Origin of the sequence: Trichocoleus sp. DQ-U1, assembly GCF_039961925.1 — a bacterium.
GTDB lineage: Bacteria > Cyanobacteriota > Cyanobacteriia > Cyanobacteriales > FACHB-T130 > FACHB-T130.
The window spans coordinates 138,307-162,437 of record NZ_JAMPKB010000003.1; the positions used below are offsets into that span (position 1 = coordinate 138,307).

At 45.6% G+C, this 24,131-nt stretch carries 23 protein-coding genes and 1 pseudogene; 13 read left to right on the plus strand and 11 right to left on the minus strand.

Features of this window, described 5'->3' with window-relative positions; genetic code table 11:
• Positions 1-136: 136 nt before the first annotated feature.
• Positions 137-535, plus strand: coding sequence for a response regulator (locus NDI34_RS02335; RefSeq protein WP_190413779.1), 399 nt, complete (start codon positions 137-139; stop codon positions 533-535).
• 363 nt (positions 536-898) lie between these two features.
• Here the strand turns inward: NDI34_RS02335 and NDI34_RS02340 are convergent, their stop codons facing one another.
• Entirely contained in the window at positions 899-1,246 is a 348-nt protein-coding gene (locus NDI34_RS02340; protein WP_190532939.1) for a hypothetical protein, read from the minus strand.
• A gap of 213 nt (positions 1,247-1,459) precedes the next feature.
• On the opposite strand from NDI34_RS02340, the pseudogene NDI34_RS02345 reads away from it, so the two are divergent.
• Together NDI34_RS02345 and NDI34_RS02350 are read left to right on the plus strand one after the other, a co-directional pair.
• A pseudogene (locus tag NDI34_RS02345) lies at positions 1,460-2,390 on the plus strand (DMT family transporter).
• A 208-nt stretch (positions 2,391-2,598) separates the two neighbouring features.
• Positions 2,599-3,492, plus strand: coding sequence for a hypothetical protein (locus tag NDI34_RS02350; RefSeq protein WP_348231732.1), 894 nt, complete (start codon positions 2,599-2,601; stop codon positions 3,490-3,492).
• Positions 3,493-3,572: 80 nt separating this feature from the next.
• On the opposite strand, the gene NDI34_RS02355 is transcribed toward NDI34_RS02350, so the two are convergent.
• Complete coding sequence (locus NDI34_RS02355; protein ID WP_348231733.1) at positions 3,573-4,487, minus strand: LysR family transcriptional regulator; 915 nt, start codon at positions 4,485-4,487, stop codon at positions 3,573-3,575.
• A 399-nt stretch (positions 4,488-4,886) separates the two neighbouring features.
• Between NDI34_RS02355 and NDI34_RS02360 the strand changes: the two genes are divergently transcribed.
• On the plus strand, positions 4,887-5,189 hold the full coding sequence (locus tag NDI34_RS02360; RefSeq protein WP_190532945.1) for a hypothetical protein: 303 nt from the start codon (positions 4,887-4,889) through the stop codon (positions 5,187-5,189).
• 196 nt (positions 5,190-5,385) lie between these two features.
• Here the strand turns inward: NDI34_RS02360 and NDI34_RS02365 are convergent, their stop codons facing one another.
• On the minus strand, positions 5,386-5,592 hold the full coding sequence (locus tag NDI34_RS02365; protein ID WP_190683097.1) for a hypothetical protein: 207 nt from the start codon (positions 5,590-5,592) through the stop codon (positions 5,386-5,388).
• Positions 5,593-5,625: 33 nt separating this feature from the next.
• A complete protein-coding gene (locus NDI34_RS02370; RefSeq protein WP_190677041.1) occupies positions 5,626-6,288 on the minus strand; it encodes a class I SAM-dependent methyltransferase in 663 nt (220 codons plus the stop codon).
• Between the two features lie 86 nt (positions 6,289-6,374).
• Here NDI34_RS02370 and NDI34_RS02375 point away from each other — a divergent pair, with 86 nt between their 5' ends.
• Complete coding sequence (locus NDI34_RS02375) at positions 6,375-6,782, plus strand: hypothetical protein (protein ID WP_190438906.1); 408 nt, start codon at positions 6,375-6,377, stop codon at positions 6,780-6,782.
• Positions 6,783-6,819: 37 nt separating this feature from the next.
• Here the strand turns inward: NDI34_RS02375 and NDI34_RS02380 are convergent, their stop codons facing one another.
• Complete coding sequence (locus NDI34_RS02380) at positions 6,820-7,278, minus strand: hypothetical protein (RefSeq protein ID WP_199299743.1); 459 nt, start codon at positions 7,276-7,278, stop codon at positions 6,820-6,822.
• Between the two features lie 142 nt (positions 7,279-7,420).
• On the opposite strand from NDI34_RS02380, the gene NDI34_RS02385 reads away from it, so the two are divergent.
• Positions 7,421-8,191, plus strand: a complete 771-nt coding sequence (locus tag NDI34_RS02385) for a hypothetical protein (protein ID WP_190984589.1) — start codon at positions 7,421-7,423, stop codon at positions 8,189-8,191.
• 336 nt (positions 8,192-8,527) lie between these two features.
• Here NDI34_RS02385 and NDI34_RS02390 read toward each other — a convergent pair whose 3' ends face one another.
• A complete protein-coding gene (locus NDI34_RS02390) occupies positions 8,528-9,865 on the minus strand; it encodes an N-acetylmuramoyl-L-alanine amidase (RefSeq protein WP_190532952.1) in 1,338 nt (445 codons plus the stop codon).
• A gap of 208 nt (positions 9,866-10,073) precedes the next feature.
• Between NDI34_RS02390 and pgl the strand changes: the two genes are divergently transcribed.
• The 6 genes from pgl (at position 10,074) to trpA (ending at position 15,045) form a co-directional block, all read left to right on the plus strand.
• On the plus strand, positions 10,074-10,799 hold the full coding sequence (gene pgl, locus NDI34_RS02395) for a 6-phosphogluconolactonase (RefSeq protein WP_190532955.1): 726 nt from the start codon (positions 10,074-10,076) through the stop codon (positions 10,797-10,799).
• Positions 10,800-10,909: 110 nt separating this feature from the next.
• Positions 10,910-11,689 carry an FHA domain-containing protein gene (locus NDI34_RS02400; protein ID WP_190413566.1) on the plus strand — a complete coding sequence of 260 codons (780 nt, stop codon included), beginning with the start codon at positions 10,910-10,912 and terminating at the stop codon, positions 11,687-11,689.
• Positions 11,690-12,153: 464 nt separating this feature from the next.
• Positions 12,154-12,645 (plus strand): FHA domain-containing protein, encoded by a 492-nt coding sequence (locus tag NDI34_RS02405; RefSeq protein ID WP_190984575.1) that lies wholly within the window; start codon positions 12,154-12,156, stop codon positions 12,643-12,645.
• A 905-nt stretch (positions 12,646-13,550) separates the two neighbouring features.
• Positions 13,551-13,763: an NAD(P)H-quinone oxidoreductase subunit L gene (gene ndhL, locus NDI34_RS02410; RefSeq protein ID WP_190413562.1), complete on the plus strand. Its 213-nt coding sequence runs from the start codon at positions 13,551-13,553 to the stop codon at positions 13,761-13,763.
• Positions 13,764-13,787: 24 nt separating this feature from the next.
• Entirely contained in the window at positions 13,788-14,099 is a 312-nt protein-coding gene (locus NDI34_RS02415) for a DUF3007 family protein (RefSeq protein WP_190413560.1), read from the plus strand.
• A 148-nt stretch (positions 14,100-14,247) separates the two neighbouring features.
• The gene (gene trpA, locus NDI34_RS02420) at positions 14,248-15,045 is read left to right on the plus strand and encodes a tryptophan synthase subunit alpha (protein WP_190428699.1); all 798 of its coding nucleotides are present in this window, start codon (positions 14,248-14,250) and stop codon (positions 15,043-15,045) included.
• 94 nt (positions 15,046-15,139) lie between these two features.
• Here trpA and cheB read toward each other — a convergent pair whose 3' ends face one another.
• The 3 genes from cheB to NDI34_RS02435 form a co-directional block, all read right to left on the minus strand.
• Positions 15,140-16,192 carry a chemotaxis-specific protein-glutamate methyltransferase CheB gene (gene cheB, locus NDI34_RS02425; protein WP_348231743.1) on the minus strand — a complete coding sequence of 351 codons (1,053 nt, stop codon included), beginning with the start codon at positions 16,190-16,192 and terminating at the stop codon, positions 15,140-15,142.
• Between the two features lie 54 nt (positions 16,193-16,246).
• Positions 16,247-18,787 carry a hybrid sensor histidine kinase/response regulator gene (locus NDI34_RS02430; RefSeq protein ID WP_348231744.1) on the minus strand — a complete coding sequence of 847 codons (2,541 nt, stop codon included), beginning with the start codon at positions 18,785-18,787 and terminating at the stop codon, positions 16,247-16,249.
• 259 nt (positions 18,788-19,046) lie between these two features.
• Complete coding sequence (locus NDI34_RS02435; protein ID WP_348231734.1) at positions 19,047-20,627, minus strand: methyl-accepting chemotaxis protein; 1,581 nt, start codon at positions 20,625-20,627, stop codon at positions 19,047-19,049.
• 609 nt (positions 20,628-21,236) lie between these two features.
• Between NDI34_RS02435 and NDI34_RS02440 the strand changes: the two genes are divergently transcribed.
• On the plus strand, positions 21,237-21,425 hold the full coding sequence (locus tag NDI34_RS02440; protein ID WP_190532961.1) for a hypothetical protein: 189 nt from the start codon (positions 21,237-21,239) through the stop codon (positions 21,423-21,425).
• Here the strand turns inward: NDI34_RS02440 and NDI34_RS02445 are convergent, their stop codons facing one another.
• Positions 21,426-22,484 carry a chemotaxis protein CheW gene (locus NDI34_RS02445; RefSeq protein WP_190683089.1) on the minus strand — a complete coding sequence of 353 codons (1,059 nt, stop codon included), beginning with the start codon at positions 22,482-22,484 and terminating at the stop codon, positions 21,426-21,428.
• A 5-nt stretch (positions 22,485-22,489) separates the two neighbouring features.
• The gene (locus NDI34_RS02450) at positions 22,490-24,070 is read right to left on the minus strand and encodes a CheR family methyltransferase (protein ID WP_348231735.1); all 1,581 of its coding nucleotides are present in this window, start codon (positions 24,068-24,070) and stop codon (positions 22,490-22,492) included.
• Positions 24,071-24,131 lie beyond the last annotated feature (61 nt).

Consider the following 24,131-nt stretch of genomic DNA (forward strand, 5'->3'; position numbering starts at 1 on the left):
AAAAAATTTGCATCTTGCGATTGATGGCAAATTAAGCGATAAATTTTAAGGTGACAAAGAAATTTCCATAATCGTATTGAAACAAAAAACAATGACGACGACCCTAGAAAAAAACGCTGTTGAAGGGAAAAATTCGATGAAAACCGTTTTGATTGTAGAAGACGATCCGATTAATGTTCGGGTTTTTTCTAAAATCCTGACAAAGCGAGCCGGTTTGCAAGTGAAACATACTGAAAATGTAGAAGAAGTAATCCAAATTGCCCAAGCTAGGGAGGTTGACATTATTTTGATGGATGTTTCCTTAACGAACAGTTTTTACCAGGGTAAATCGGTTGATGGCATAAAAATTACCCAACTATTAAAAGCTAACCCGCAAACTGCCGCTCTACCGATTATTCTGGTGACAGCTAATGCGATGGAAGGCGATCGCGAAAATTTCCTCCAGCAAAGTGGTGCCGATGAATACATTTCTAAACCAGTTGTCGATCATCAACTGTTCGTGGAGCAAATCATGGCGCTGATACCACAAAAGTAGTTTTGATGCTGATAAGGTGGAGCAAGCTTCATGCAGGCGAGTTGCAAAGCTCTTGTTTCAAAACTATTTGTGACGGCTGTGCCCAAACTTCGGCTCGCAGGTCTTGTATTCAGTTAGGTAAAACCTAGTTTAGTACACTTGTATTTTTTCAGAAATAGTAGAGGCAGAAATAGTAGAGGGGTAGCAATTTTTGCGGCTGCCCAATCGTGTCTCATGTTAGAGTGCGATCGCGTAACGTCTAGGCTTTCTTCGCTGTTTCCCCTTAATGCCTCAATGATGCGACCTTTATTGGCGCTGCCGCAAGCAGTTAGCGCGAATAATCCTGACTCGCGCCTACGTCTAGGTGCGATGATGCTGAATCAATTAAAGATTTTGACCCAATAAGGAGTCAAACTCCGCTTTTAATGCCTTTAGATCGGCAACTCTTGCGACTAACAAATTCTCTTTGCCAGCATCCTTAAGACGCTTGTTCCAATATTGGATATTGTCAGAATTGTTCAGCCAAAAGTCTACTATTGTATGCAGAATCTCTTCTAAATTCCAGCCTCGCTTGGGTGGAACCGCTTCGACGGATTCCAGAAAAGCATCCAGGGTACATTTAGGACTTCCTAAGTATTCGGCTCTGTGTGGATATGTTTGAATAATTTCCTGTTGATGGTTAAAGAAATAAAGAATGGGAGATACCCCTAAAATTTCAAAGGTATAGTTCATCGCAGTCTCCTCAAAATTTTCTTTCTTGCTGAATCCTACCAATTGTTAAAGAATAGTATGGTTACATTGCTAACATCTTTGGCATCCAGCTTAAGTAAATTTATACAATGTTTGATAAGCGAGAAATATCCGCCAAAAGAAGTGTGCAGCCTGAACTGAGGAGTATGCCCTTCGGTAAAATTTACATCAGAATGACCGATTCAAAAAACAGGAATGATCTTTTTAACAAATTTTTTTAATTGGATTACAAATTTTAAAGGAGAACTGGCGGCACTCAGTGCCGCCTTTTTATGGGCGATCGCTTCGCTGGTTTACAGCCGCTTGGGACGGCAAATCCCACCCCTAGAACTGAATTTGTTTAAAGGGATAATTGCGATCGCGTTCCTTGTTCTCACCCTACTTTTGCAAGGACAGCTGCTACCTGAAATCAACCCGACTGCACTGACACTATTGCTACTAAGTGGCGTCCTTGGCATTGGATTGGGAGATACGGCTTATTTTGCAGCCATACAACTGCCTGGGTGCAAGGCGTACCTTGATATTAGAAACCCTAGCACCCCCCTTAACAGCCGTGTTAGCGCTAGTCTTTTTACAAGAACAACTGACGGCTGCTGCTTGGTGCGGAATTTTATTAACCATTCTGGGCGTCGTCTGGGTGGTGACGGAACGGGTGCCTAATTCCACCGCTGAAAGCAAGCATCTGACGATGCGGGGAATTAGTTGGGGTTTACTGGCAGCAGTAGCACAGGCAACAGGTGCCGTCCTCTCGCGGACAGCCCTCATCCAATCGAGTATCAGCCCCTTGTGGAGTACCTTGGTGCGCTTGGGGGCGGGGGTACTGGTGCTACTGCTGTGGAAGTTGCTGGGGCGGCGTCAAGCCAATGACTGGCTTAAACCGTTGCAGTCTTGGCGCATGGTGGGAGTTATTGCCATAACCGCTTTTTTCAGCACCTATCTCGGCATCTGGTTACAACAAACTTCGTTGAAATTCGCCCCCGCTGGAATTGCCCAAACGCTGAGTTCTACTAGCCCTTTGTTTGTCTTGCCTCTAGCGATTTGGATGGGTGATATTGTCAGTTTTCGAGCTATTTTAGGCGTTTTAGTCGCCTTGGGCGGAGTGGCGGTGCTGTTTAGCCTCCGGTAGGGATTTGGTGGGGAAGCGATCACGGCTTTCTTAAAAAAGAAGTTAATAAGCCATCGCCAAGTGAAGCCACAAATTATCTTATAACCATATTGATACAAAACAAGCCAGCTATAATGTAGCTAACTAAGTAGCTCAAATATCTTCATTTACATCCATCTAGACTTGGCTGCTTATTCTTAACATTATTGAAATTTTTCTCTAATATAGTATGGAATCGTTTTCTCAAAGACAAGGTATTAAGCCAGTTATAAATATACTTCAAAGTGATGGCATGGATGAGCCTCTCCGAAATGGGTTATGGAGTAATTTATGTATTTATTATTGGGATAGCCTTAAGGGAATAAAGACTATAGATTTCATATCTTTTAAAAAACATCCATATGGGATTATTCCTCTTGACCATATGATTTATTTTCTTCATCAAGTATGGCTGCATTATTTTAAGCTACCAATTGATGATTTGCCAGAATATTGGCCTAGTGTTTACACAATACTTAGAAATCATTTTTTTAATTGCAAATGGAATGAAGTATATGACTTTATAGAATTTGTTGTTCGTGTATATCCTGATAATAAAAAATCTGAAATATTTACAGAGCGTTGCAATTATATTTTGCAGCGCGAATTATCTGCCTACCGTTTTGTTAACTATCGAATTGCACGGATAACTTCGGAAATAGAAATTAATGAGATAGAAGAATCTTTAAAAATCGTAGAGAAATTCAAGCCTGTATCGGAACATTTAGAAAGAGCATTAAGCTTACTTTCAGATAAAGAAAACCCAGACTATAGAAATTCTATAAAAGAATCAATAAGTGCTGTTGAATCTATTTGTATATTTATAGCTGGTAGAGAAAGAGCGTCCAGTTTAGGAAAAGCTATTCAATATATAGAAAAGAAAAGTATTGTAGAAATTAATCCTAGATTAAAAGACGCTCTGGAAAAAATGTACGCTTATACAAACGATGCGGGTGGAATACGTCACGCTTTGTTGGAAGAATCTAGTTTAGATTTTGAAGATGCTAAGTTTATGTTAGTATCTTGTTCAGCTTTTATTAATTATCTTAAAGTAAAATTATCAAAGGTAAAAGCCGATTCTTGAAGTTCCCACCACGATCAGATGCGTTATGAGTATTGTAAATCCACTTAACTTTCGCTAAAGCGCTCTCCCCTTAACTTAAATCAAACCGCTGCTTTAACAGCAAAGCGTCCTGTATTCCGGATAGCATCTAGAAATGCATAGACGGCTGGAGTATGAAGGGCATTTGCGAGAACCGCTACTCCAATTACTCGCTCTAGAGGCGCTGGCAAGCTACACACGCGCACCCCAGCGGGTACAGGTTCGGCAGCAAGGCGAGGCAGAATTGCCGCCCCTAATCCTTGCGAAACCATACTGACGATAGTTGAATCTTCTTTGATTTCATAAGCAATGTTGAGCGGGTATTCTGCGATTATCAAGTATTTGCGAATCCATTCATTGCAGGGAATGCCGGAACTAATAATCAAAGGATAAGTGGCTAACTGCTTCCAGGTAACTTTGGCACTACTTAAATTAGTAGTAGGCGGGAGTAGGAGAACGTAATCATCCCGCAAGATTTCCCAAGTTTCAAATTCATTCCCAGCAGGTAAGTAGATAAACCCAATATCGGCATAACCTGCACGCAAAGCGTCTCCTACCCGCGAGTAATCATCACCATCAACGATGCTTACAGTGATATTCGGGAAGCAAGCGCGAAATCGAGCGATCGCTGTCGGGAGTATATGAGTCGCCACACTCCGAAAACAGGCAACTCGCACGTTTCCACCCTGTAAGCCTTTTTCTAAATTGGCTTCCTTCTCCATTGCTTCCAAAAGCTGTAGCAATTTACGAGCATGAGCCGTAACCCTCTCTCCGACTGGGGTGAGACGCGCTCCATAACGTCCGCGAGCCAGCAAGACGACTCCCAATTCTTCTTCAAAACTTGCGATCGCATGACTGATTGCTGACTGCGATACCTCCAACTGCAAGGCGGCTTCGCTGAAGTTGCCGTAGTCTGCCACTGCGACTAAAGCACGAATCTGGGAAAGCTTCATCCGGCTTTTATTGATTTCATTCATGGCGGTTATGCAAGCGGTGTATGCATTGTCGCAAACGCAGTCAAATCATGTCTTCTTCTATATATGAATTTTATTCATACTACCTATACAAATATTGCTTTGTCTATCAAATAACCAAAAGTTACATTGAATTTGTCAGCGAATTTAGGTTGTGCAATCTAGATTTCTTGGTTGAATTAGTCGAGATTTTACAAGCTCCTCTCTAGTTCCACATCACCCATTCAGGTGATTCTACTGGAGGAAGTAAACTTCTAATCTTCAACTTTACTCTGTAATTAACCTTCATCAGTTGCGGCGGAATCAATATTGATAACTGCTGCAAGCAAATAAGTTTGTCTATCCTACTTTTTTGCAGCACAATCTGAAATTCATTCTATCTTGAAGCGGGAGAAAATTATTATGGAAACTTCTGAGAATTGTTTTGAAAAAAAAAGGTTAGAAACTATTTACGCCCAAAAGGAGCAGAAGCCTGTTCAGGAGACTAAAGTATTTTCTATTCTGAATAGTGTTTGGCAGCGTTTAGTTACATTCTTGACTCAAGAGCCAGAGATAAAAGTTTGGAAGAAGTCCGACCGCTTTGGAAATATCTGGTGGGAAGTTTACGATCCTTTTAGCGGCAGCTCTGCAACTTTTGGTTGTGAAGTTGATATGCTGGAATGGGTTGAAAAAAGGTACTACGGAAACAATAAGTCAATGTTTTAAAGAAAAGCAAAACATTGGAATCCGGGGACTTTTATCTTCCAGCTAGATTTTCTGGGGAAGCGCTTTTAAAGCGAAACAAAAAGAGTAACACACCAGGAAAATATTCTCAACGTATTGCACAACCCCTAGCTAATGCTGGGGGTTTTTGGTGGAAGCGATCGCTCCCTCTCACCCCAACTGAATTTATTTCTGGCGGTTATGAATCGTCTTCAATTCCCATCGTCAAATCTAGAGTCGCACGAGCAACAGCGGCGTGTTCTTCGGCAATATCGGGAGGAGGAGTGGTGATATTTTCGTTTTGACCTTCGACTAGCAGCTTAGGTTTATCGTTCTCTTCCGGTTTCAGAGTTGAGTTATCTAGATTAGCTTGCTCATTTTGGGGAGTCAGTTTCTCATCTGTCATAAGCGTTCTTTTTGCGAAGTATCTTCGATCTCGTTATCGCTTAACCGCTAAGGTCAATCCATCTGCTATGGGGACGAGACTGATAGAAACTCGTTCGTCGCGGTGCAATTTTTCGTTCAAAGCTCGGATATTCTGGGTACTGTTGTCCCGATCTTGAGGATCGGCAACTCGTCCACTCCACAAGACATTATCGATAGCAATTAAACCACCGGGACGCACCAGCTGGAGCGATCGCTCATAATACCCGTCATAATTACTCTTATCGGCATCGATGAACGCAAAATCAAACGTTTGTGCCTCCCCTTGTGCCAATAGCCGATCCAGCGTTTCCAGCGCCGGTGCGATTCGCAGATCGATCTTGTCCGCCACCCCAGCTTCCTGCCAATAGCGCCGCGCTACCGAGGTAAACTCTTCACTGACATCACAAGCAATAATCTTCCCGTCTGGGGGAAGTGCCAAAGCTACGCACAAGGAACTGTAGCCAGTAAAGACGCCCACTTCCAGGGTTTTCTTTGCCCCCATTAGCTGAACCAACAGCGCCATAAATTGCCCTTGTTCTGGGGAAATCTGCATCCTGGCGTAGGGATGATTTGCCGTTTCTTCCCGCAGACGGCGAAGAATCTCTGGTTCTCGCAAGGATGAAGAAAGTAGGTAATCGTAAAGCTGGTCATCTAACCCTAGGGCCTTTTTTGACATGATGGATTTAGAACTCGAAGAACGCACACAGCCTATCCTATCGTTCTGGTTGTGATACGTAGGAAATAGAGGAGAAGTTAAACGCCATGCTGCGAATTATTTTGACAGTGATTTTGCTGGGACTGCTGACAGCTTGCGGCATTGGTGTACCCGCACCAGGTGGTCAACTGGTACAGAAAGCGATCGCGCTTCAAGTCAGCCAAACCCAAAAGCAGCTGAGTCAGCAGTTATTCCAGCAACCCTCTAGCTTTGAAATCGCTCAAATACGAGTGACTCACGAGGAACCTTTGTTGATTCAAAAGTTACCTGCCTACCACATCCAAGGCACCTACAACTTTACCCTGCAACGTTCCAACCATCAGGTAACTCAACAACAAAACCACTTTGATATCTACTTGCAACGCCAAATCGAAGGTAAAACTTGGCGTCTGGCGATTCCCCAATCTACTAGCACAAACACTGAACCGACTTGGCGCACTTGGTTGATTCAATAAACTGATTTTGAGCCATCAATATTTAATAAATTTCTGTTTATCCGGTCCCATCGTTTTCTGCAATAACAAAAAAACCAAATGCTTCAATTAACGCTTCCATACAGCCTGTACTGCCATAGGGATAGGCGTAAGAGTAAAATTCAAGCCTAGCTTTATCCGCAGAAATCATCCGACAGGCAGTTAGTTGGTACTCACCATCTTTGAAGGCATAAATCATAGACTCAAAATCCCACGGAGTTTCTAGGCTAGGGTCAGTCCACCTCTGTTCCACAGGAGTGGCAAACCAGCGACGGTAATGTTCAACCCGTTCTTCTTCAGTAGGCCACCAAAAATGGGATAATGCTTCATCATCAAAAAAGGTCAGCCAATCTTTGTCATCGCGCCATAAATTTGCATCTTTGTCTTTCTTAATCTCATAAAAAACTCGACAAAGGGCATCGAATCGGTCCCGCTTATTTACTTGAAACTTCACAAATTCACCAATCTCATCCTTCATTTTCTTTCCTTCGCGTTCTTTGCGTCTTCGCGGTTAAAAAATCCAACTCATGTGAAAGTTGCCAAACTATCACAAACCGCTCTATTACCGCAGCTATCTCCAGCCACGATTGAGGCAATTCCTTCAGGCAGAGATGACTGAGATGTATTTCAACTTTATTGGTTTCAGCGTGGGATTAGTGGTTTTAGTGCTGGTCGCTTTTGGTGTAGTGCAAGGCTTAAATGTGCCAGCAGGTAACTTTATCGATTGGGTAATTGGTGCGGCGAGTTTTTGGTGGCTGCTGGTGATTGTGACAGTTCCGTGGAATATCCACTTTGACGCGAAAGAAGTCATTGCAGAAGCAGCACTGTCAACCGAAAAGGGAATTGCGATTGATGAGAAACAAGTTAAGTATGCCAAAGCGATCGCAAATCGGTCATTTTGGGTAGCGATCGCGCTCCATTTTCTCTCTGCTGCTGGTCTTTATACGCTAGCTGTAACCGGCATCAGTGCCGTTGGATACGTCAGTTCCGGTGCCGCTTTACTATTAACGGCTTTGCGTCCCGCCGTGCGAACCTATGAATATTTAGCCGCCCGGTTGTCGATGATTCGCCAAGAATTTCAGTATCCCCGCCAAGATATTTGGGAACTCCGCAACCGCTTTGATAATTTAGAGTATGCCGTCAGGCAATTAGAAGCGCAAATGAATCCTGAAGATCCATATTCTTTTGTCGCCACTCAACAGCGAGCGGGCGATGAAACTCGCAAAGAATTAGCCCGCGTGAATGCCACAATTGAAGAACTGCGAGCCACAAACCAAGCCGATCACGAGCGCTTATCCAGAGAAGCGAAAAATGCGATCGCTCAACTCAGCGCAGATGGGCAATTTCTCGACCACGTCCGCGAAATTATCCGCTTTTTCAAAACCGCCTAATCAGAAGAGAGGGAGAGGGCTGAGGACTGAGGGCTGAGGGCTGAGGGCTAGGGGTGAGGACTGAGAAGGGGGAGAGGTTTGAGGGCGAGTAGAAGCACGCGAGATATGAAACAGTAAGAGAGTTGAAGTTAACTTATTGCGCCCAAGGCTAAAGTGTTGAATCTGGAGTTCTGTTGTCTCTCCCTTATCCCTTGTTAATACCTCAGCCCTCACCTCCCTCATTCACGCCCTTATCTAGGGGTTTTTTGTGAACTGGAGCCTCTCCCCTCCTCAGCCCTCAGTCCTCAGCCCTCAGTCCTCAGTCCTCTCCCCTCTCCCTTCTCCCCTACTCAATCCTTACAAGAATCCCGCTGACTCATACAGCCTTCTGAGAGTTGCCTCAATCTTAGTCCCGTACTGCGGATCTGCTGCCCACCGTCCACTCAACTGAGAAATCAGCGGCGCGACGCCCCGCGTCACAAAGCGAAAGCGCGGATCGACCAGTTCCTGCACCAAAGGCTCTAAACTCGCGTAAGCTTTCAAGTGTTGGATATGGGCGCGGACACCAATTCTGGCGCTGGGGAAGGTCGCGCTCTCAGAAGCTCCGCCGATCGATCCCAAAGCGGCAAAATTATTTTGGCTGGGCTTAATGTCACCCCCAAAGCGCAAAAAGCCGGTTTCTACACACATTTGACAGAAAGCAATGTCATAGTTGACACCCTCAATTGTGGCTTCTTCCCGGTAAAGTTTGGGTAAGTCGGGAAACTGGGCAAGGGCGTTCTCGTTATTGGCTTTGAGGAACATAATCATCTGTACCTCAGACGTATTTCCATATCCCATAATCCGATCTAGTTGACCGGGACAGATGGGTAAAATGGAGCGCAAAGACAGGGTGCGGGTGGCGCTATCCCAACCAACCGAGATATTAAAAGGTCGAAGTTCAATGGCTTTAACATAGACGACACCTCGGTAGGACACTCGGCGGACTGAGGTGTTATTTGTCAAGTCAATTGCGAGCCTGTCCACTAGGTCAATAGGGATGTAGGCGTTGCTATTGATGAGAACGCCCTTCTCCCCGTAGACCTGGTTATTAATGTTGATATTGATGGAAGGATAGGTGGGGGAAGTGCCAGGATCGGGGGTGGGAGTACCGCCTCGGCTCCAAGATGCCAATCCGTCCGCAATTCCTAGCGCGATGTCGCGGCGGCGATTCTGAATTAAGAATCGATCATCCGGGTTGGTGAGATAGCCAACTTCCATCAGCAGGGAGGGAATAAAAGTGTCGCGGCAGAAGCTCAAACGTCCGACGCCGGTGGCGGTGTCTGGCTTGACTCCCCGGCTGGGCAGCTGGGGAACGCGGCGCAAAAGCGCCAAAAGTAGCAGTTCGGCATTCTGCTTGCGTTCCTCGTTGCTGGAAATGTAGAAGACCGTAGCGCCACGAGTCGCTGGGTTAGAATAGGCATCGGCATGGATTTCTAGCGCCACGTCGCCGCTCCGAGAGCGGGCGTTGATCCAGGAAATCGACTGCGTTGAAGTCTGGTCATCTGGGACAGAAAGAACTTCAAAACCCCGCGATCGCAGTTCGGGTACAATCTGGTCGCGCAGCAGAATCATCTCTTGAGCCTCTGTGGTGCCACCTGCTTGCCCTCCTGGCTCTCCAGCACCATGACCGGCTGAAATAAAAATTCGTCCCATCTTGAAGGATTCCCCCAGCGCTAAAAGTAATCTATATTAATCAACCACGATAAGGATTTCCGGGTGCTACGGCTAGTCCAACTTAACGCTTCCTCTTTGAGAACAGCGAATAAATTGTTCCAGACACATATATTAATGGGTACTAAGAAGAAGAAACTGTAAGATTTTCGGTATGGTAGAGCTGGAAATCATCAATTCATCCCCATAGATGAACAAAATCGTTGAAGTCTTACCAGATAAAACGGCGCTGATTGAGCGATCGCTCCAAGTGTGCGTTGAGCAAATTCACGCCACAATCGAACAGCGATCGCTCTGTACTATCGCCTTGTCCGGTGGTAGCACCCCCAAGCCGTTGTATGAAGCGATCGCGACCCAAAATTTGCCTTGGGATAAAATTCACATATTTTGGGGCGACGAACGCTACGTGCCGCCAGACCATCCCGATAGTAACCAAGGGATGGCGCGGAGTGCATGGCTGGATAAAGTAAATATCCCAGCCGCCAACATCCACCCCATGCCAACCGATGAAGCCGATCCATCTGTTGCAGCGGATAAGCACGAACAACACATCAGGGAGTTTTTTCAAGTTCAACCCGGTGAATTTCCAGCGTTCGATCTCATTTTGTTAGGGATAGGAGACGACGGACACACAGCTTCTCTGTTTCCCCACACAGAAGCATTGAATGTACGCGATCGCCTGATTACCGTCGGCAACAAAGATGGGCAACCCCGGATCACCTTCACGGCACCCCTAATTAACCATGCTCGGTGTGTCATATTTGTGGTTGCCGGTGCGAGTAAACGACCTGCTCTCGCTCAGGTTTTTGCTCCTACCGCTGACGACCAAACCTATCCCAGTCGGTTAATCCAGCCCCAAGGCGAACTTTGGTGGCTTTTTGATGAGGCTGCCGGTCTTGAATTAAGCCGGTCTTGAACTAGCCGGTCTTAAACTAAAAAGTTAAGACGCCTCGCCATTCAGACTATATTTGAATTTCCACCTTCCACTCCCATCTCTAGGAGGGATACAGCCTGCAAGGAGGTTTTATGATTGTCTGCCCGAATTGCAATCACCAAAATCCTGATGGAGCAGCCCAGTGTGAGGCTTGCTACACCCCCTTACCCGCCACCACCGCTTGTCCCAACTGTGGCGCACCCGTCCAAACCGACGCTACCTTCTGCGGTCAGTGTGGTTCTAACCTGCGACCGAGCAGTCCAGGTGAGGTAGGGGCATCGACAGGACTAGACCCGTTCCCCGGCGTACCGGACTTAATGGCACCCGATCCGCTGGTGGCACCCGATCCTTTAGTGGCTAGCCCTCAATCATCAATGCCCAGCTCTAGCCCGGATGTACCCGCTCCGGTGGCACCCGTTCCAGCTACAGTGGTCAGTCAGCCACCCGCACAGGAGCAAGCAAGCGTTACCCCCCCGGCGGCTTCTAGCAGCACTCCACCCGCGTCCGCAGCAACTTCTGGTAGCTCAAAAACGCAGCTACAGCAGCAGAATGCCCGTTTGCTGCACGTCCAAACGGATACGATGATTGAATTGCCAGCACAACTGTCGGTGATTCACATCGGCAAGCCAAACGACCAGATTCCACCTGATATTGATGTTTCAGGATTCCCCAATTCCGAGATTGTTTCTCGGATTCATGCGGATATCCGCGTGGAGGGAGACGCCTTCTACATAGAAGACGTTGGGAGTGCGAATGGCACCTACATTAACCATAACCCCCTGCCTAGCGGCAATCGGCACCGTTTAAGAACCGGCGATCGCATTGGTCTAGGCAAAGGCGACAAGATGACCTTCTTGTTCCAACTCTCTTAATCCCAGAGGCTGTTCGATGCGATCGCAAAGCCTGAAAAGCCTGCTGTATCAACTCTTGGGGTGAGGGGTCATGGCAATTGCAGACTGTTTTTTTAAGTGATAGGCTTGAGGGAAACAATTCGGCATCGGACTCAGGTTTATGTAAATTCCACAGTTATATAAACCTGTGATGGGAGAAATTGGGAATCCCGGCGAATCAATTCGGGGGATACACCGACTTGACCCCCTCATGATACGATGCCATTGGTAACACCCGTGGGTGCCTTGGAACTAAAAACGCGAAACCCAGGTGGAACGAGGTCAAAAGGGTTTACAATTCCATCTGCCCACGTTCTACCCATTCGCGGTCTGACTCCAGTCATTGGGGGATTCATTTCAATTCATTGAATGGAGGAAGTCACGTCAGTTGACAGTGTTACGAGTCCCAAGCCTAGAGACGGAAATCTTTAGAATATGTAACATCGGTGATTACCCTGACCCTGCTGCATCCTATCCAATCTATACCAGTTCAGAATTGGACTTTTGAACCCGAATCAGTAGTAATTCGGATTGGACGGTCAACCGAGAATGATGTCATTCTTTACAGTGCGGTTGTTTCTCGACACCACGTCGAGATTCGGCGTAGTGGTTCCGATTGGGAAGTTGTTAGTTTAGGTGCCAACGGCACCTATCTCGATGGAAAACGCATCGACCAAGTGCCGGTGGTCGATGGGATGATTATTCGCCTCGCCAGCTCCGGCCCCCAAATTCAAATTCGGATTGGCTCGGCAGAAACTAAGGCAAGGCTAAATACGGTTGCAGGTAAGCAATCGGTCACTCGAAAGTCTGAAGAGAAATCCAGAGATAGAGAGACTTTCATAGATGCCCGTTCGCTTGAACCAGATGAAAAGAATCAACCAAGCGTGAAGCTGGTTGCTGCTTTGGAAAATCTTGGTAAATCTAAAAAATTACCCTAGGGTTGCCAAGATTTTGTCCTAGGTCTTTACCATCGCAATTCAAGGGTTGTATGGAATACATCCGTAGGGGCATGGCAATCAAAAAGCCCCTACCTAATGGGCGCGGTTAAAACGTAGAGCCGCGATATCTTCCACTCAACTTAAGAAACGCTATAAACAGGTATTGAGCTAGCAATAAGCGAAAATGCCAGTAAAATGCCTATCTCACCACAATGCTATCTCTCAGACAGCAACGGATTGCCGATCTGGAGATAGCATTGATTTTGGCTTGAATTGAAATGGGGGCAGAGGGACTTGAACCCTCACGACCTTTTACGGTCAACGGATTTTCATTCTCTCGCAGCTTTCGCTACTGTCTTTTACGACTTTGAGAATTGGACTCTCCCTTTACCCTCGGCTTGACGTTAGGGTAGCTCCCGTCGAGTCTCTGCACCTTCCAAAGAGTTTTGAAGTTTGGTTTTTGAGTTTTGAGTTTTAAATTCACTCAGTCCTCAGTTTTCAATCTTCAAGCACTGACTTTGGCTTGGCTCAGGATTGCCATGTCTGTTGCCAGATTTAGGTTTCCCTGAATTTGAGAGCCGTCACTTGACAGATTTCTCCATCAAGGCTCAGTTTTCTAAGTCCGTAGCGTCTGCCATTCCGCCATGCCCCCCCGATGGGGAGAAGTGTCGTTACGTATCTTCTACAAAACTAACTTCATTGTCTATTGCACCATTAAATGGGGACTTTATGCAACTATTCCTTTAGTAGTCTCACTAATTAAGCGGCTGATTCCAGCAAACGGTAAAATATGGACAGTTCGTCGGGTGTCTAAACGGATAGTTCTCTGTTGGGAGACTTTTTGTGTTGATATCCGCGCCGGGACGCCGGTACTCGCGCTCGTTCTTCTACCGCCAGAAAAAATTATGATGGTTGCGATATTGTATCTAGTTTTGAGTGGAGCCTACCTGGTAGTGATTCCCTTCGCCCTGTATGCCTACCTGCAACAGCGTTGGTATGTGGCTAGCTCCTTTGAACGGAGTTTCATGTATTTCCTGGTTTTCTTTTTCTTCCCAGGTTTGTTGCTCCTCAGCCCATTTTTGAATTTTCGACCCAAGCGGCGGCAAGTTCAGAGTTAAGGTTTGTCGTTGGGTAAGCGCTAAATGCGACGAATTGACATCATTGGAATTGGCATCGGCGTCTTTGCCGCCGGTGGAATTGTGTATTTGCTGTTGCTGGTGGCTGGGCTAGATAGCCTGGAAGCGGGGATTTGGAGTCAAGTTTTCCTAGTGGGCGGGTTGGTTGGCTGGCTGCTGACCTACCTGTTCCGAGTCGGAACGAAACGGATGACCTATAACCAGCAGCTCAAAGACTATGAAGAAGCCGTTTTACAAAAGCGCCTGGAAGAATTGACGCCAGAAGAACTGGCTCAGCTGCAAGCTGAAATCGAACGGGAAAACAAATTAAAAAAATAGCTGATAGCCGTTAGCGGTCAGGTGTGTAGGGGCACGGTAATGCTGTGCCCGTATAAGAGCCTGTAGTTTCTTGTTTGCCCCTGACTGCTGATCCGTGAATTGCTAACGCCCGAAGTGCCACTGACCACTGACCACTGATTTTTGACAAATGACTTCAATTTCCGAGTGCTTTGAGTCTCTCGCGCGTCGCTCTGAATGTGCCTTAATTCCCTTTATCACAGCGGGAGATCCGGATCTGGAGACCACGGCTAAGGCGTTAAAAGTTCTTGATGCCGCCGGTGCTGACATGATTGAACTGGGCGTTCCCTATTCAGATCCGTTGGCAGATGGACCCACGATTCAAGCTGCCGCGACTCGCGCCTTGCAACGGGGAACCCGCTTGGAACAGGTAATAGAGATGGTATCCGGGGTTAGCAAAGAGGTGCGATCGCCTATCGTCCTATTTACCTACTACAACCCGATTCTAAACCGAGGCATTGAACCGTTCTTCAAGCAGATTGCGAATGCTGGGGTGCGGGGATTGGTCGTGCCAGATTTGCCCTTGGAGGAGTCTTCCAATCTGCTGCAAACTGCTGCCAGTATGGGAATTGATGTAGTTTTATTGGTAGCGCCTACCAGTTCCCCAGAGCGAATAGAAGCGATCGCGCGTCAGTCTCAGGGATTCATTTACTTGGTGAGTGTCACTGGCGTAACGGGAATGCGCTCTGGACTGGACTCGCGGGTGCAAGATATCCTCAAGCAGATCCGAAGCGTTACGGATAAGCCCATTGGCATTGGGTTTGGCATCTCCGAGCCAGAACACGCCCGTCAGGTGAAAGACTGGGGGGCAGATGCTGCAATTGTCGGGAGTGCCTTGGTGAAACGTTTGGCAGAAGGAACACCCGAACAGGGACTCGATGCGATCGCTGAGTTTTGCCGGAGTTTGAAAACGGCGATTACAACCTAACCCCGTTTGTAAAGTAGTGAGTTTTAAGTGATGAGTTTTTTAATTCAAAACTCATCACTTAAAATTTTTGTCCGCCCAATTACCGATTAAATAACTAATCGCCACCCCTGATTTTGGCGAGTAACATGGGCGCGATCTCGGTGACGGGCAAAACATACTGTGCTGCACCGAGGGCGATCGCTTCTTTTGGCATTCCAAACACCACACAGCTTTTCTCATCTTGGGCAATGGTAACGCCACCGGCACGAGCGATCGCTTCCATCCCTTCCGCACCGTCTCTACCCATCCCAGTCAACAATATCCCCACCGCTCCTTGACCGTAGAAACTCGCCACCGACTTAAAAGTAACCGTGACAGAAGGGCGATGTCCCCCCACCGGCGGGGCGGCAGAATGGCAAAATCTGCCTTGAGTATCCAATTCTAAATGCAGCCGTTCCGGTGGAAAATAAATCGTTCCCGCTTTTGGTATTTCCCCAGCACGGGCAATTTTTACCGGCAAACGACATTCCAACCCTAACCAATCCACCATTCCCTGCAAAAAACCCTCGCTGATGTGTTGAATACAAATCACTGGGAGAGGGAAATTCGCTGGCAGATGGATAAGAATGTTGTATAAAGCTTGCGGCCCTCCAGTAGACGCGCCAACTACCACGATTTTGGATTTTTGATGGGGGATTTTAGCTTGAGAATTTATCGTCGAAAATTTAAAATCCAAAACTGGCTTCTTCCGATACTGGGTAAAGACACTCACGCCAGCGAGGATTTTAATCTTGCCAATTAACTCCTGTTTTACCAACTCATAATCCGATCCCGCACCACCACGAGGCTTGGGAAAAATATCCACTGCCCCCGCCTCTAAAAGCCGGAAAACATTTTGCCTATCCTCTTCCTGTACCGAAGTGCTAATCACCAGAATCGGACGAGGATAAGTTGCCATAACCTCAGAGATAAATTCCAGACCGTCCATCTGTGGCATATGTAGGTCTGTGCAAATCACCTGTGGCAAACAAGAAGGAATCAATGCCAATGCTTCCCGACCCGTTTGAGCCATTCCCACTACTTCAATTTCTGGTGAGGATGACAGAATCCGTTTCAGCACTGCCATTGCAATCGCAGAATCGTCTACTAATAAAACTCGAATTGGCATTTTGTTCATTGCTAATTGCTAATTATTCAAAAGCCATTAGCGATTAGCGATTAACTACACAAGTCTTCTTAAGGTTTCTAATAATATTTCTTGGTTAAAAGTGCCTTTGGTAATGTAAGCATTCGCACCAGCTTCTGCACCTCTGCGTTTATCTTCATCTGAAGCCAGAGATGTCACCAGAATGATTGGAATTTCATTATATTCCTTATTCTGGCGAATCTTCGCAGCAAAACCCAGACCGTCCAAATTCGGCATTTGCACGTCGGAAACCACCGCATCAAAAGAACGAGTTTTAAGTTTGTTGAAACCGTCCAATCCGTCCACTGCTGTTACCACTTCATAACCGGCACCCTCCAGAATGCGTTTTTCTTGAGTGCGAATGGCAATGGAATCTTCTGTCAACAAGATTACGGGTTTTCTGGTCTCTTCTGTAATGGGTGCAAACGATTTCACAAGCGGGTTTCGTTTTCGCACAGATTTAATTAAATCTGAAGGATTTAAAATCATGCAAACTTCCCCGGTACCGAGGATAGTTGCGCCAATCACATTGCGAACTCGTTTGAGCAATTTACTTTGAGATTTGAGTACCACATCCTGTTGATCTACCCAGCCATCAACGAATAGTCCCAGTTGATCATCTCCCACTTTCAAAATAATGCAGGGCAGTTGTTCTAAATCGGTAGAAGTCGTTCGTTGTCCGTTGCTACTGGCGACTGGCAATTCCAGCAAATCTGCCAGTCGCGCGACGGAAACCGGGTGTCCATTCACAACAATGGTTTCTCTGCCTTCAATCGTAAAAATTTGATTCTGGGAAATCAACCGCATTGTTTGCACAAACTCCACTGGAAGGGCGTAAGCTTTTCCGCTCACTTCCACAATCAGTACCGGCGCGGTTGCCAGGGTCGTGCCTAAACAGAGCCGAAGCGTGCAGCCTTTTCCAGGTGTTGATTCAACCTCAATGCTGCCTTTGAGACGTTCTACATTGGTGCGAACCACGTCTAACCCTACGCCTCTGCCTGAAACCTCGGTCACAAAAGTCCGCGTTGAGAAACCAGGGGCAAAAATCAACGAGTGAATTTGAGCCGGTGTCATGGCTGCAAGTTCTTCTTCCCGGCAGAGTCCGCGTTTGAGAGCTGTCTGCTTAATCTTTTCGATGTCTAATCCTTGCCCATCATCCTTAATGGCGATCGCAATATTTGTGGCAGTTTGGTAGCTTTTGATCTGAATAGTAGCGGTACGCGGCTTTCCCTGCGCTTCCCGCTCTGCTGGTGTCTCAATACCATGATCGACGCAGTTGCGAAGGATATGCATCAAGGGGTCTTTCATTTCTTCCAAGATGCGCTTGTCCGCTTTGGTTTCGCCGCCTTCAATGACCAGATTGACTTCTTTATTTTGCTGTCTGGCTAAATCCCGTACCATCCGGGGAAATAACTGAAAAATGGTGGATAGGGGCAACAGGCGGAGAGTGCGAATGCCTTCTTCCAAGTCACCGGCAATGGTGTCCAGTCTGGCGGTATCTTCATAGATGGCATCTCTTAACTGGTTGATCAGAACTCCCAGGCGCTCATCGAAGTCCTGTAGAGGCTGGCTTCCCCCGTTCATACTGTAGGAGTGTCCCCCCAACGGCGCTGTAGAGATGGGGTCTCTCCGCCCGTTCTGAGGGGAAGCAGTGAAACTTACCGCTTGCCTGTCACCTGTTATCTTTTCTTTGTTTAGGCTCAGGGCTGAAGTTTTCTGCACGCTTAGACGGCTCGACTCCTCCCATAGCGTCACGATTTCCTCAATTTCAGCGAGTCGATGGGCAATGCGGATTTTGGTAACGGTGAGTTCGCCTGCTTGGGTCAGCAATGCATCAAGATTGCGGGTTTCGACGCGAATCGTTTCAATGCGGTAGGGTTCGCCGAGGGCAACGGGGGGGGAGTTTGGGTGTTGAGAGCCGTTGTGCGAAAAGTTGGGTGGACTGTCCTTACTGTTGGGAGCATCAGGGGCAGGTTTGACACCCACCTCCACTGGTGTGAGGGATGCGGGTGTTTGGAGAAATGTTGTCTGTAATACTTCTATGTTGGCGGATGTTTCGGGCAGTTCGGAAGTTATATCCGGGGAAAGGGTTTCTTGCTCAATTGCTTCCTCATGTTCTGGCTGAACTGCTTCCTCATGTTCTGGCTGAACGCCTTCTTGGTCTAAATAATTCTGATTATTCTGATTCGCTGGAGTTGTAAATTCAGCTCCCATCATGTGGGCGAGGACGAGAAAGGTGTTGATACCTGTGGGTTCCCCGGTGACGGCTTCGCAGACCAGTTTGCGAATGGCATCTAAGCCTTGATAGAGGCGATCGCATATTGCAGATACCAGTTGTGTCTCGCCACGTTTGACACCTCCCAAAATATGTTCCAGCTGATGGGTGAGAGTTTCCACATCGCGCACGCCCAGCATTCGAGCATCACCTTTGAGACTGTGGGCTTCCCGCAATAATTCTTCTAGTCGAGCTTCGTCGTTGGGGTACTTTTCTAAATGCAGCAACCCATCATCAAGTTTCTGCAAATGTTCTTCGCTGGCAATTTTGAATAAATCTCGGAGTTCGTCGTCTTCTATCATCATGGTTAACTGAGAAGCTTTTAGCTTTCGATTCTTAGTTTTAGAGATAATTAGCCGTAATTTTTTGGGATATTTTTAAGCGAATATAGCAATCCTGATTGAATAGTGAAATTTTCTTTTGTTAACGAACCGCGTTGGCGGAGCCTGTGCCTTAGCGCTTAGACGCTCTAGCAAAGCAGAGGGAAGATCAGGACGCCAAGTAAGAGAGAAAAAGGAGCAGATAATTTTACGACTCTTGCACGGATTGCTATAGGATTCGCTACACCACTGACTTGAGGCTCAGAGCCGCTTCATTCAGTCTTTGGATGCCGATTTTAGTTTGAGTAATGCCACTGGCATTTTCTTTAGCTGCGACATTAAGGTTGCTCATTGCATCAACGACTTGTTGAATCGCGATCGCTTGTTGTTTGGCAGAAAGCGAAATTTGTTGACTGTTTATGGCGATATTTTCGATTGCATCAGCTACGCCGGTGAATGCTTGTGCTGTGCCCTGAGCGGTTTTCACCCCAGCTTCCACCGTTTTCGTCCCTTCATCCGTCACCATCACCGTGACATTGATCGCGTTTTGAATATCGCTAACGAGGACGTTAATCTTTCCGGCAGATTTCTTACTTTGTTCTGCCAGTTTGCGAATTTCTGCCGCCACTACCGCAAAGCCTTTGCCGTGTTCGCCAGCTCGAACAGCTTCAACGGCTGCATTCAGTGCCAGCATATTCGTTTGGTTGGCTAAGTCACTCACCAATCCAGAGATATTGCCGATTTGATTCGTTTGCTCGGATAGACGGAGAATTTGAGAAGCGATCGCTCCCACTCTATCCTTGAGCAGCGCCATTTCCTCCAAAGTTCGCCCGACAGCTTGGCTTCCACCCTCCGTCAGCGAAAGCACCTGCCGCGATCCAGTTGCTGCTGCCTCGGCTTGCTCTGCTGATTGCTGAGATGAAGCACCCAACTCATCCATCGTGATCGTGGTTTGATTCACAGACGCCGCTTGTTGAGCTGCCGTGCGTTCTTGTTGCTCTACTGTGGCAGCAATTTCTGATGAAGAAGTGACAATCGTGTTGACAATGCCAGATATTTTGGCACCCAGCGGCTTAGCAATCGTGATGCTGAAGAAAACACCAAAAATAATCGCAGTCAGGGGGCCAAGAATCATCCCAACAAACACCCAAAAAGAGGTTTGAGCCACATCTGTTTCTGCTGCCTTCTGGGCTGCTTCCCCAAAGTTCTGGTTGTATTCCACAACTGCTAGCACCGATTCTGTGGCTGTGTTAAATGAGTTTAGTTCTTCATTTGCTGCCAGTTCGCTAAGTTCGTCCAGCAGGGCATCCGCCGCTTTTGCCCGTGCAAATTCTGGTGAGGTCTGCCTCTCCTGACTTACAAGCTCAGCCAGCCGATTCGCAGGATCTAAGACGCCCTGTTTGGCAAATTGTTGATAAATGTCCAGGAATCTTTCATGGTCTTGCTGCCACCTTTTCCAGTCCCCAAGAAATTTTTGATAGAGCTTTTTTTCGTCGGCAGTCTGTGAAATTGACTCATATTGTTTAAACCCTTCATCAATCTGCGCTTTAGCATTTTTAATTCTATTCAATTCAAACTGGCGATTTTCGGTTTTCAAAAATGTATTGAGTAGCGCTCGTTCCGATGACTGGATTTGGGTTTGTCCTTCATTGATTTTCCACAATCCAGTTACGCTAGGCAAAGTATTATTCCCCAGTGTATTAATATGGTCGCCCAGCCGAGTAGCTCCGCTCCAACCTACGAGAGCAACCACTAATACAATTAGACCCATTAGTAAAAATGAGCCGATTAATCGAGATTGTAAAGATAAATTTTTAAACATCAGACTTATCCTGCATTATTAAATTCGACGATTGGGTAAAGATTGAAGGCAGCTTTGTTCAGATTTTGGCGCTAAGTTTGATTTTGCTCGTACTAGTATTTTTTTGTTTCCTCAGTCAAGCCACCATGACTCGCTGGATAGCGATCGCTTAGGGCGATACAAGGAGTGAGAGAAAGCCAGTAACTCAAAATACTGTAGCTAATTTACCCGTTTTATGACTTTTCGTTTTTAAATTTAATACACCTAGAGGATTAGTATAAATACTGGTGATAAATTCTTCTTAGGGTAGGTTCTCCTAAAAAATTGAATTGCCAAAGAGAGGATTGTTTAGGAAATGTAAAATTTCTTAGTCAAACTTGCCCCTAACATCTCTATAATCCACCAAGAAAATACTCTTTGGAATTTTTTTAAAAATCTATACATACTTAGTCCTGTGTTAGAACGGCTCTTATTATTAATCCCTCTTTTGCTCTAGGAGTGTTAAGAGTTTAAAAAACTTAAAATATAGAAATGATATTTATTCACGTTGCCAACCAGCCGCGTACAGATTAACCAAATGACTGCCTTGAATCTCAACGCAGCTTTGTTGAGGTTTTAAGTGCCAATCAGTTGAGTAATGCCGCAAGCGGTGTCTTTGGCTTGCTGATTGGGAGCCTTCAGCGCTCCAACAACCTGTTAGATAGCGGCTTTCGCTCTTCTCTTCTCAGCATCGCTGCCCCTTCTAATGTTAGCGATGCCGCCTGGGTTGCTTTCTCAGCCAGCATTAAAGCTTTCTGGGCAATGGAATTTAACAACTAATCACACTTCTTCATCAACCATCAACCCTGCTTGCATCAGGATTTTGGGTAAATCTAAAATAGCTATCATCTTTTCGCCGTAAGCAACCGTTCCTCGGAGGTATTCTTCATTAACAGAACGGGCTGCGGCAGGTACTGGCATCATCTCCGTTAGGTGCAAATACATCACATCCAATACCTCATCAACTATCAAACCAGCCACCAGATCGTCAATGCAAGCAACCATCGCCTTCGCGGTATTCTCTAAATTACCCAATGGTAAATTTAATACCCCACGAATATCGATTAATGTCAAAATCTCACCCCGCAAATTCATATTGCCGACAATATAAGCTGGGCAACAAGGAATCGGAGTAACTTTGCGAATATCAGTAAATTCGCGCACGTTCCCCAAATCTACCCCAAAATATTCACCATTTAAATTAATCACTGCCATCGGGCGGCTTCCCGTAAAATCTTGGTTCTCCGCTTGTCGCCTTAAATTTTCTGCCCGTTCCTGGAAAATCGCTATTTCTTCTGAGGTTTTATTGGAGAAAAATAGGCGTCTCTCTTTGGGAGAACCAAAGGCAATATCAGCTTTTGTTTCTGGATTTAGCGATGTTTTTCCTGTAATTAATGTTTCAATTTGTTCTGTAGATTGGAGGAGCCTTTCCGGGTTTAGTAACATCACGATATCTGCCTCTAGATTGGCAATCCCCGTAACAAAATGGGGTTGATTCGCGATTTTTCGTTTATAGGAAAAATCTGCCGCGATCGCATTAGTGTAAATCTTCTGCACGTCATGAACTTCATTGACAATAATGCCAAATCTAAATCCCTGACATACCAGAACAATTACACTATCCGTAAGGCGATATTCTGGGAATCCGTACCCCAGGCGAAAATGAAGATCCATGACTGGTAAGATTTCACCCCGGAGATTAAGCACTCCTACCATTTCAGGCGGTGCTTCTACGATTGGCGTTAACTCTGGGAGAAAGAAAATCTCTTGTACTGAAAATGCTTCTACTCCATAAAGGGAAGCATTCAAGCTGAAAATAATATATTGTTTATATTCCATAGAGATTATAACTGTGGTTGGAACATTTTTTGGATGTGTACGATCAATTCTCCAACGGTCATTTTTTCTTGGGATTCAACTATCGATTCTTGAGGTAATTTTTTTAAAATTCCTAAAGCAACTGTTCGCATTTTTAAAGCTCTAGAAAGATTTCCTTCTAGTTCGTAAATGCCGCTAATTTCCAGATATGCCAAGATAGAGGAAGGCACTAAGTAAATGATTTTTTTCAATAAACTTTTAGCTTCTTCAACATCCCCTCGTTCTTCCGCAATATGGGCGAGTAGGTATAAAGGTTTTTCAGAAAGAGAATCGATTTTAAGTGCTTGTTGGCAGTAGTGAACTGCCTTGCCATATTCACCTAAGTTGGCATATATTTGAGCCATCAGATAGTAAGAGTCAAAGTTTTTGGGTGCCAAAGCGATCGCTTGCTCTGTTTTTTGAATTGCTGAGGGATAATACTTCTGTTTAAAAAGGGTTTTAGCTTCACAGATAAGTGTCTGAAAGCTTGAAGTAGTCGCCGGTTTTTCGCTGAATTCAAGATTAGATAAGCGTTCGCATTCATTGACTTCGTTACTATTTTTTTCTCTTACTTGTACCGGAAAATAATTTTTAGGAACTAATTGTGCAAGTTCTATTTTTACCTTATTTGCCGCTGGGGAAGATGGGCAAAGTATTGGTTCTTCAGTGTCAGAATAAACTTTTACTTTCTTCCTTGAAAGCTTCCCTCCAAACGTCTCCTTAGGGCGTTGATAGATTGTTGATTCGGGAAACGACTCCGTGTGAAGTAAGCTGATATCTATCCCCTGAAGTTCAGCATGAGCCGTCAAAAGATATCCTCCTGGTTGTAAAGTATTGTAAAATTTATTGACAACAAGTGAAATAGCAGGTTTATCAAAATAAACAAAGACATTTCGACAAAGGATTAAATCAATATTTTGAACATCTAAAAATAAATTAGGAAAGGGCGTTTTAATTAAATTGACAGTTTTGAAATTAACCATGTTTTGAATGTTGTTGTTAATTTTCCATTCCGTCCCATGTGGCTCAAAGTAGCAGCTTTGTAGTTTCTGGTCTAACAATCGAAATGACCAAGAACTATAAACTCCTTGTTTTGCTTTATTGATAGACTCTTGATTGATATCTGTTCCTAAAATATACAGATTCCAGCTTTCCCAGTCTGGAATGAGTTCGGTGAGGAGAATAGCTAGAGAATAGGGTTCTTCGCCAGTTGAGCATCCCGCGCTCCAAATTCGCAGGGTTTTCGTTTGCTTTTTAGCGGCTATCAATCGCGGTAAAATTTGATATCTTAATAGAGAAAACTGACCTTTATCTCGAAAGAAGTAACTTTCGCCAATTGTTAACAAATTCGCTAGTTCTTGCCATTCACTCTGACTTTGATAATTATCGATTTCTAATAATTGGTAATAAGCCTCAGGAAGATAGATAGAAATGACGTTCATCCGGAAGCAAATTTTTTCACATAAAGCTTCTCGCTCTTGCGGACGAATCTGTAAGCCTGTATGAGTCCCAATGAGTTGTATAAAACGCTGTATGAGAGCTTCATTAAATTGTCTTTGAAATGACACGGAATCTCCTTCTCATTAAACTTCCCTGGTAGGACGAGTAAATAGCTTACTGAATACAAGA

Bases quoted from the DNA above. Each gene is read 5' to 3' on its own strand.
- ndhL (WP_190413562.1), top strand. From the start codon at position 13,551: ATGATGGTTGCGATATTGTATCTAGTTTTGAGTGGAGCCTACCTGGTA.
- pgl (WP_190532955.1), top strand. From the start codon at position 10,074: ATGAACAAAATCGTTGAAGTCTTACCAGATAAAACGGCGCTGATTGAG.
- NDI34_RS02415 (WP_190413560.1), top strand. From the start codon at position 13,788: ATGCGACGAATTGACATCATTGGAATTGGCATCGGCGTCTTTGCCGCC.
- NDI34_RS02380 (WP_199299743.1), bottom strand. From the start codon at position 7,278: ATGAAGGATGAGATTGGTGAATTTGTGAAGTTTCAAGTAAATAAGCGG.
- NDI34_RS02430 (WP_348231744.1), bottom strand. From the start codon at position 18,787: ATGATAGAAGACGACGAACTCCGAGATTTATTCAAAATTGCCAGCGAA.
- NDI34_RS02370 (WP_190677041.1), bottom strand. From the start codon at position 6,288: ATGTCAAAAAAGGCCCTAGGGTTAGATGACCAGCTTTACGATTACCTA.
- NDI34_RS02385 (WP_190984589.1), top strand. From the start codon at position 7,421: ATGTATTTCAACTTTATTGGTTTCAGCGTGGGATTAGTGGTTTTAGTG.
- NDI34_RS02390 (WP_190532952.1), bottom strand. From the start codon at position 9,865: ATGGGACGAATTTTTATTTCAGCCGGTCATGGTGCTGGAGAGCCAGGA.
- NDI34_RS02355 (WP_348231733.1), bottom strand. From the start codon at position 4,487: ATGAATGAAATCAATAAAAGCCGGATGAAGCTTTCCCAGATTCGTGCT.
- NDI34_RS02340 (WP_190532939.1), bottom strand. From the start codon at position 1,246: ATGAACTATACCTTTGAAATTTTAGGGGTATCTCCCATTCTTTATTTC.
- NDI34_RS02400 (WP_190413566.1), top strand. From the start codon at position 10,910: ATGATTGTCTGCCCGAATTGCAATCACCAAAATCCTGATGGAGCAGCC.
- trpA (WP_190428699.1), top strand. From the start codon at position 14,248: ATGACTTCAATTTCCGAGTGCTTTGAGTCTCTCGCGCGTCGCTCTGAA.
- NDI34_RS02360 (WP_190532945.1), top strand. From the start codon at position 4,887: ATGGAAACTTCTGAGAATTGTTTTGAAAAAAAAAGGTTAGAAACTATT.
- NDI34_RS02445 (WP_190683089.1), bottom strand. From the start codon at position 22,484: ATGGAATATAAACAATATATTATTTTCAGCTTGAATGCTTCCCTTTAT.
- NDI34_RS02365 (WP_190683097.1), bottom strand. From the start codon at position 5,592: ATGACAGATGAGAAACTGACTCCCCAAAATGAGCAAGCTAATCTAGAT.
- NDI34_RS02335 (WP_190413779.1), top strand. From the start codon at position 137: ATGAAAACCGTTTTGATTGTAGAAGACGATCCGATTAATGTTCGGGTT.
- NDI34_RS02375 (WP_190438906.1), top strand. From the start codon at position 6,375: ATGCTGCGAATTATTTTGACAGTGATTTTGCTGGGACTGCTGACAGCT.
- cheB (WP_348231743.1), bottom strand. From the start codon at position 16,192: ATGCCAATTCGAGTTTTATTAGTAGACGATTCTGCGATTGCAATGGCA.
- NDI34_RS02350 (WP_348231732.1), top strand. From the start codon at position 2,599: ATGGAATCGTTTTCTCAAAGACAAGGTATTAAGCCAGTTATAAATATA.
- NDI34_RS02435 (WP_348231734.1), bottom strand. From the start codon at position 20,627: ATGTTTAAAAATTTATCTTTACAATCTCGATTAATCGGCTCATTTTTA.